The organism is Micromonospora sp. NPDC000316 (assembly GCF_042898885.1).
Taxonomy (GTDB): domain Bacteria; phylum Actinomycetota; class Actinomycetes; order Mycobacteriales; family Micromonosporaceae; genus Micromonospora.
The window spans coordinates 1-7593 of record NZ_JBIAZG010000037.1 but is presented as its reverse complement, the minus strand read 5'-3'; the positions used below and the strand labels follow the sequence as shown (position 1 = coordinate 7593).

Genomic DNA, 7593 nt, shown 5'->3' with positions numbered 1-7593 from the left:
ACGATCTCCCGCCGCGGGTGCTTCTCCCGCCGACCGTCCGTGTTCGGCTCCGGCAGCAGCGGCTCGATCAGCGCCCACTGGGCATCGGTCAGGTCGGAGGGTAGCCACGACGCGCAGACACCGCGCTACCCAGCCCGCCCCGCCGGGGAAAGTCACCCCGACACGCCGTCCACAACAGACCTTCTCAAACACGCTCTTAGCGGGGTAAGACAGCACAGCGAGGCTCCCGGTTGAGCATCAGATCTTGGTCGAACGCTGCCTTACCGGGAGCCTCGTCCTATGTCGACACCGGCCAACCACACGTGCCGTGACCATCACCGTCAGGTTGGAAAAGGCTCACTTTGACCGAAGAGATCTTGCGGGTACTTCCCTGGTCAGAGTGCACTTCTGCGTCTTCGGGCTGACGTTAACCAACACGGATAGCGCTGAGCGAATAGATCAACACCGCGTCCCGCCCCCAGACGGGTGTATCCGACACCGCGGACGTCCTTGGTCACGAACGCTAGAAATGAGGCGAAGCCTCGCTACACTACGCCCTGCATAGCCTACGACTGTGGGAGTGGGGGATGATGCGCCACCGACTCGGGCAAGCACTTATCGATCACACAGACCGCATCGCCGTCGTCCAAGCAGCTACGGGTCAACAGACCTCATACTCCGAACTCGAACAGTTAGCGGCCGGACTGGATCATGTACTGGGCGGATATGAAACTCATGTCCTGATTATCCTACTTCCGAAGTCGCCACTGTACTACGCGGCAATCCTCCGATGCCTCGTCCTGGGCCTGCCATTCTGTTGCCTTGACGAGGCCACACCTCTCCCAAGAATTCGTGAGGTATGCCGACAGCTTGAAAGGCCGTTGATTCTGGGAGATATCACGAGCCCTTCGGAACCTCTGAGTGGCATCCCAACCTTGTCATCCAAGGTCGTCTCGCCGAAATCGCTTCACTTAAACCCATCAGGTGACAGCGAGGACGCACACTACTATATTGCGACCTCCGGGAGTACCGGAACTCCGAAGCTAATTAGAGGTAGGCAATCCGCGCTAGCAGGGTTCGTCGACTGGGCAATTCCGTTCTACCGTGTAGACGTAGATACTCGGTGGGCACAATTTTCGAGTACGGGGTTCGACCTTACTTTAGTTGACATTGTAACGGTCCTATCCGCTGGCGGAAGGCTAGTCGCACTTAGTTCCCGCTTCGATCGACTCCTGCCAAGTCATGCGATCGAAAGATTTGACATAACCCATTGGCACTCGGTGCCGTCAGCCATCCCATTTCTCGTGGCTTCGCACGGTCAGGGAATAACAAAGTCGCCAGAAGTATTCACGTTTTGCGGAGAACCTCTGTATCGCGAGCCTACTGCTCAACTGCGCAGCATCTATCCCGAAGCTCGGATAATAAACACCTACGGCCCGACCGAGGGAACGCTCTTTTTCATGGCCCACGAGGTAACTGCGGAGGACCTTGAATACGAGTCAATGCCGCTTGGGAAACCAATCCCAGGCTGGGAAATCCTACTGAAACCCGGAGATACTTACGGTGAACTTGAGTGCATAATCATCTCGGACCGAATCGCCGCAGGTTACGTCGAGGGCCCAGGGAAAGAATTTGGCTACTGCACGATTGAGGGCCGCCAGACCAGAACCTTCCAAACCGGAGACATCCTCCACCTAAAAGATAGCAAACTATTCTTCACTCGCCGTGGCGATCGGATGGTCAAGATTAAAGGAGAGCGGGTTGACCTAGGGGAAATTGAAGCGATTGCACGCCTCGCAGGTGCTTCAAACCCAGTGGCTTTCAAAGATGGCGAACACCTGCACCTGGTATTCGAGGAACTGAACGATGCGCCGAAACCAGCCCGGATCAGAGCGACATTTTCCGAACATCTGCCGGAGTGGCTCCATCCGTCGCTGATCTCTTCCCTGCCTTCGCTCCCTCGGAATGCGAACGGGAAGATTAATCGTACTAGAATTAGCCTAGATTTAGGAAGGTATGGGAATGGAAAAGACTGAGATCATTGAGGATGCTGAGAATCTGGTCGCATCTGCGTTGGATATCGCTCGCAGTAAGGTTCGCAGTGATTCTCGCCTGTACTCAATTCCGGAATGGGATAGCCTTGGCCAGCTAACGATCATGGCCGAGATCGAAAAACGCATTGGTAGGAAGGTAGAAGACGCCCGAACGTTTGCGAGGCTCAGTTCGGTGACCTCGGTTGCGTCGATTCTGGTTGCTGAGCGCGCCGAACAAGTTCAGATCCAGGACGCTCATGGCCATCCGCCCACTCCAGCTTCGTACTATTGCCCTGACAACCCGATCGCGAGTCTTGTATTAGTTCATGGCATTTCAGCGGACCGGCATGAGTGGGGATTCTATGACCTTCTCTGCTTAGAAGCCCTAAACAAGAATATTGCGGTACTCGCGCTGGACTACCAAGGACACGGCCGGTCGAACATCCCGATGAACGATCTTTCGTTATATGACATCGTGCGCGAAATCGAGTCAGCTCATGACTGGATGGTCAAACGACATGGTGGCTTCTCAATGCTCTTGGGGAATAGCTTCGGTGCGGGGGCAAGCCTGATCGCGGGGGTACACAAAGGCGTCGATCTAGTTGCGATGTCGTGCGCGGTCACCAATTACCGTGCCGATCTTGCTCGCGTTAGCCCCGACTTGCATTTGACAGCGGATGGGGGCGTGCCGTATTCCAATCTGACACTTCCCGCGTCCGTGCTCCCAGAAATGACGCAGATTGACGAGACACTCGCACTCCTTCGGCCTGAATTCCCGGTTCTATTCTTTCATGGAGCAGCCGACTCGGACGTGCCGTGTGATGAAGCACGTGAGTTTGCCGCAGCATTACCGAACGCGACCTTCTTTGCATTTGAGAATATGGACCACACCTTCACTGCGCCGCACTCACAGAAGCAACGGGATGAAGCTACGGTTGTAAATCGGGAAGTCGCCGCATTGAGAATCGCGAAGGAGTTGAGTGCGAGTGTCAGGCCCCGCATTCGTCATTAGAGAAACGCTCTTCACGACTTGTCCACAGTCGCATGCCTCTGACCGCGTAAACCTAGGAGCGTTCTGCGTGATCGAAGCCTCTGCCGAATCTCCAGTCAATCTTGGCTGGGACGTCCGTATCGGTCACCATGTCACCCTACGGGGACCGCTAACGTTGGGCGATGGTGTCGAGATCAGGGACTACGGGCATGTGGGGGCCGGCTCTATCTTGGGTGATGAATCTAAGCTTCTCTATGGCGGTGCAGTTTATCAGAATGTGTCTATTGGAAAGCATTGCATTGTTAGCGGGAGTGTCGACACGGGGACCGTGATCGGCGACGATGTGAGCTTCCTGGGACGCATCTTGCACAACTACCGCACGCCCGGCACCTTTACTGAATTGACTGACGGGATACCTTCGCCATCGCCGCGTATCCACGACCGGGCAGTCGTGGGCGAAGGATCGTTAGTTGTCGGCGACATCGACATTGGCGCGGGCGCGTATGTGGCGGCAGGAATGGTAGTCAAGTGTGACGTGCCGCCTGAGAACCTGTATTGCGAGAAGGGCCTCATACCGCTTTCGGAATTCCGAGGCTTCATATCCGGACGCGTAGAGAATCTCGAATAGGCGAGATTTATGAAGCTGCGATTTTTTGTTTCACACAAATTCGTCCGCGACGGGCAAATGGTGTCGCTGCTGGAGTTGCGCTCTCTAATAGAGAGGGTTGTCAAGCGGGCCTCACAGGGGCGCGGCGATTTCGATTGCGAGATTTACTACGAAGACTCAGATTACGGCGAACCCTTGCCGATTAGCATACGCTCCCGCATCCAGGCATGCCATATATTCTGTTGCGACCTTTCGGCTTACTCCCCCAACGTTCTATATGAGTTGGGTTTCGCGCATGCTCTGAAGAAGAAGTTACTGGTGCTTCTTGAAGACACAAAAGAATCCAGAATACCAGCCGATATCGCAGATTTGTCGGTTGCGCGCTACTCCTCGAAAGAGGGATTCGAAATCTGTTTGCAGGATCGGGTTTCATCGCTTGTCAACGAATTCGTTGACCTCAACCGCGCCGCCATGGTGGAACCCGATTTCCGATGCGAGTGGTTCACTGTGCCGACGGACATTTCAATCATTTGTTCGCCGGAGCCAGAAAAGTCACGATTCGCTGACCCTACTTCGAATGCGTACATCTTTGTCGACAATATGGAGGACCGCGATGCGCTGATCGAGGTGTCGATGTACCTTTCGCGAGCCTTCCCAGACGTGGGAATCCAGCGACACATCTCCGATGCAATAGCCCACGACATCCTTGATTCCAACCTCGTCCTACTCGGAGGTCAGAAGAACAACGTAGTCACTCGGGACTTCCTTAGAATTCTCTCCATCGATCTTAAGTACGATCTTGACGGCATGACCTTGACTCTCCCAACGCGTGGTTCGGTAACGATCGGCGTGAAGCATAGTGACGACGGTTTGGTTGTTGAAGACGCAGGCTACTTCGGCCTCTTCGCAAATCCATTTAGAAAAGGCAAACGGGTAGCGATCTGTGTTGGTAGCCATACCTTCGGCACTCTCGCCGCTACGAAAGCGTTGGGCGACTCGTTTCAAGGACTGAAGAATACAGAGCTGGTCCGAGGGCTTGCAGCAGCCAAGGGCTTCTCCATGCGGGACTCGATACAGGCGCTTTTCCCCGTTACGGTTATGATGAACCGGAAAGTTGTGACTCCTATTCTTGATCCAACAAAAATATGGTTCGGCTAATGGCGGGCGCCTCGCTTAAAGCGGATTCCGAGAAGTTTACATTTAGCCATCCTCCCCCTTAGTTCATAAGCCCTGGGCAATTGGGCCGTGAGATCTCCGGCGAGAGGCGAGTGCGTTCGCCGCCCTGCCAACGCGGCGGTTCTACCTTTGGCTCTTCTCCCTTAGGCTGGAAATAGACCAACTCCCTGACACCTCTTCAAGTTGCTCAAATGAGGAGATCTCCAATGCGCCCCTCCGTAGTAGTCATCGGCAGCGCTAACCCGAACCGCGAGTACACGCCGGCCATGAACGACATCGACCTGGTGCCAGGCACCTGTGAGGAGATTGGTCGAGAGCTGGCACGGGCCGGGTGCGATCTCCTGGTGTTCTCCAGCGCCGATGACTACATTGAGAAGGACGTCGTCAGAGGTTACTTGGCCGCGCTGCGCCCTCAAGATGAGGCGGCTGTAGTGGTGAAAGCGCCGTTCGACCAGGTGACGCGGTTTGAGGTGCCGCCGCACCATGCGCACGTCCTACGCATCGAACCGGATCCGGCCGCGGAATGGGAGATGTCGTATTACCGCGCTGTACTCGAGGCCGATGGCCTGGTGGTGGTAGGCGGCGGGCGGGCAGCCCGGATCGCCGGGGTTTTGGCGGTCGCGCGGCGCATCCCAGTGGTCGCGCTGGCCTGCTTCGGCGGCTCCGCGCTCAGTGTCTGGCGGTATCTCGACCGATACCACAACGACGCCTCTGCCGAGGCGATTAGTCGAATGGCGGCACCCTGGAATGATGACACGGCCGAGTATCTTGTGGGCAGCTTGATGGACCAGCGCTCTCAGGCTCTGGAGATCGAGCGGGCCGCTCAGCGCAACGAATCTCGTCCCCGAATGGCACGTACCATCAATGGTGTGGTTGCCGTGATCGCGATCGCGGTGGCAGCACTAACAGTCATTCTGGTTTACGGCACAGGAACGACCCTCACAGCGGTGGCATACCTAGTCGGAGGATCGCTGCTGATGGCAGCCGCCGGAGCCCTAATTAACGACGCATCGGCGGATGAGCCCAATCTACCCTGGGCAGTAGCCCGCGGTCTTGGCGCTGGAACCCTTGCAAGCATGCTATACGTAGGCTCGCAGACACTCGTGAACACGGATCAGATGGATGCCGAAGCCATCCGTCGGCTTGCCTGGCTCCTCTTACCCCTAGGGCTCACTGCGGGGTACACCGTGGATAATGTTTTTGCGCGATTGCGGGACGTCGATGCGTTGGCTGAGAAACCTTTCGCACGGTCATAACAATTTGGCCCTAATAATGGAAGTCTTCCCGTGCAAGATGGGAAGAATCGCCGCGCGAAGGCGCACAAATCTGTCATAACTCTAGCCCTGAGGCAGTCGGGTGATGTCTAGGCTGTCGGCGGGTTAGCGCGCCGGCACCGAGAACTCACCGAGCGGTCCACTCGCTCGCTCGAATTGAAGCCCGCCGGATCTTAACTAAGAGGAGAGTTGTGAGCCTTATAGTTTTTCCTTTTAAGGAAGAACGCGCAGACGTCGTTGTCGGAAATATTAAAACCGCGGCGCACCATCCGCGGACTCGGCAAATCCTTGCCGTCGCTGAGAGTCGAGGGTCGACGTATAGCTCAGTGGAATCCGCAATACCTGAGATCGGGCGGATATCCGGGACTGATATTGTTCTGGTCGTTCAAGATCGAATCGGAGTGCAACGAAGCGGCAAGGGCGACGCCATGAACACGGGTCTCAAGTTCCTCGTCTCCAAGACGTCGCTAAGCCACATTCACTTCTATGATGCCGATATCACGAACTTCAGTGGCGAGTGGATAACGAAAGCCGGAGTCGTGGCTGACCAAGGCTTCGACGTTGTTAGGCACAACTATCCACGGGCGAGATGCGATGCAATGATCACGTGGATGATTACACGCGTTGGATTTGCGCTCCTCTGGCCTAAGAGTTCCTTGGCGACTATCAATCAACCGCTTGGCGGCGAAGTCATTCTAACTCGTGAGGTTGCCGAACGGATGTTGGGCGACGCCCGCGTCGTAGAGCGGAGTGATTGGGGTATTGACACGGCCTATACGTTTGCTTCCGCCAAACTGGGCTTCAGTGTTTATGAAATCTACGTTCCTACTGGTAAACAACATAAGCTTTACGATAGTTTGGCCGATCTCCGCACAATGCTTATCGAGTGTTTCGCAACTTTGCAGGCGCTCAAGGGCGAAACTCTCGAAATTCGAGGAACGCACTACGCGGAGGAGGCGGCAGTCGCCCCGCGGTCGGTGACTGAGAAGATTGGCTTCGATGTAGAGTCGACATTAAGCCTCTTGATGGCGAACTGGACGCCAACTCAGGTGGCTCTTCTGCAGGAGCACTTTCCGCAGATCTTCAACCAGATGGAGTTAAATCTGAGCCGCCCCAGTTTTGGCTTTATGGATGAATCCGTCTGGGGTGACGTCTATGCCTCACTGCTGGCGTCTTTCGTCCGGGGTGATGCCGATTGGGAGGAATTGTTGTTCAAACTCTGGTCAGCTCGGGTGCTTTACTATACGACAAAAGTGGCTTTGTGTGGATATGAATATGGCCGGCGGTACTTGGAGCGAACTATCGATCAATATCGGAGGGCTGGCGTTAGAACGTGTTTGAGAAGGTCTGTTGTGGACGGCGTGGCGGGGTGACTTTCCCCGGCGGGACTGGCAGGGTAGCGCGGTGTCTGCGCGTCGTGACTACTCCTCCGACCTGACGAGCTGGCAGGACCGCGACGGCGCCAAGACCGCCCTGCTCAGCGCCTACATGACCGCCTCGATCCGGCACGTCTTCGCCGACCAGGGATTCACC

General features: G+C 55.9%; 7 protein-coding genes. 6 read left to right on the top strand and 1 reads right to left on the bottom strand.

Annotation, left to right across the window (positions count from 1 at the left end):
• Nucleotides 1–92, bottom strand: a 92-nt coding sequence (locus ACFY2Q_RS29370; protein WP_387135893.1) for a transposase, incomplete at its 3' end; no start/stop codon positions are given.
• Nucleotides 93–566: 474 nt separating this feature from the next.
• On the opposite strand from ACFY2Q_RS29370, the gene ACFY2Q_RS29365 reads away from it, so the two are divergent.
• From ACFY2Q_RS29365 to ACFY2Q_RS29340, 6 genes are all read left to right on the top strand, one after another.
• Entirely contained in the window at nt 567–2015 is a 1449-nt protein-coding gene (locus tag ACFY2Q_RS29365) for an AMP-binding protein (RefSeq protein WP_387135891.1), read from the top strand.
• The gene (locus ACFY2Q_RS29360) at nt 2002–3024 is read left to right on the top strand and encodes an alpha/beta fold hydrolase (RefSeq protein ID WP_387135889.1); all 1023 of its coding nucleotides are present in this window, start codon (nt 2002–2004) and stop codon (nt 3022–3024) included. Before ACFY2Q_RS29365 ends, ACFY2Q_RS29360 begins: the two co-directional genes overlap by 14 nt.
• A 67-nt stretch (nt 3025–3091) precedes the next feature.
• Nucleotides 3092–3631: an acyltransferase gene (locus tag ACFY2Q_RS29355; protein ID WP_387135887.1), complete on the top strand. Its 540-nt coding sequence runs from the start codon at nt 3092–3094 to the stop codon at nt 3629–3631.
• Nucleotides 3632–3640: 9 nt separating this feature from the next.
• The gene (locus tag ACFY2Q_RS29350) at nt 3641–4768 is read left to right on the top strand and encodes a hypothetical protein (RefSeq protein ID WP_387135885.1); all 1128 of its coding nucleotides are present in this window, start codon (nt 3641–3643) and stop codon (nt 4766–4768) included.
• A gap of 284 nt (nt 4769–5052) precedes the next feature.
• Nucleotides 5053–6042 (top strand): hypothetical protein, encoded by a 990-nt coding sequence (locus tag ACFY2Q_RS29345; protein WP_387135883.1) that lies wholly within the window; start codon nt 5053–5055, stop codon nt 6040–6042.
• A 209-nt stretch (nt 6043–6251) separates the two neighbouring features.
• Entirely contained in the window at nt 6252–7433 is a 1182-nt protein-coding gene (locus ACFY2Q_RS29340) for a mannosylglycerate synthase domain-containing protein (RefSeq protein WP_387135881.1), read from the top strand.
• Nucleotides 7434–7593: the final 160 nt, after the last annotated feature.

Bases quoted from the DNA above. Each gene is read 5' to 3' on its own strand.
- ACFY2Q_RS29360 (WP_387135889.1), top strand. From the start codon at position 2,002: ATGGAAAAGACTGAGATCATTGAGGATGCTGAGAATCTGGTCGCATCT.
- ACFY2Q_RS29365 (WP_387135891.1), top strand. From the start codon at position 567: ATGATGCGCCACCGACTCGGGCAAGCACTTATCGATCACACAGACCGC.
- ACFY2Q_RS29350 (WP_387135885.1), top strand. From the start codon at position 3,641: ATGAAGCTGCGATTTTTTGTTTCACACAAATTCGTCCGCGACGGGCAA.
- ACFY2Q_RS29345 (WP_387135883.1), top strand. From the start codon at position 5,053: ATGAACGACATCGACCTGGTGCCAGGCACCTGTGAGGAGATTGGTCGA.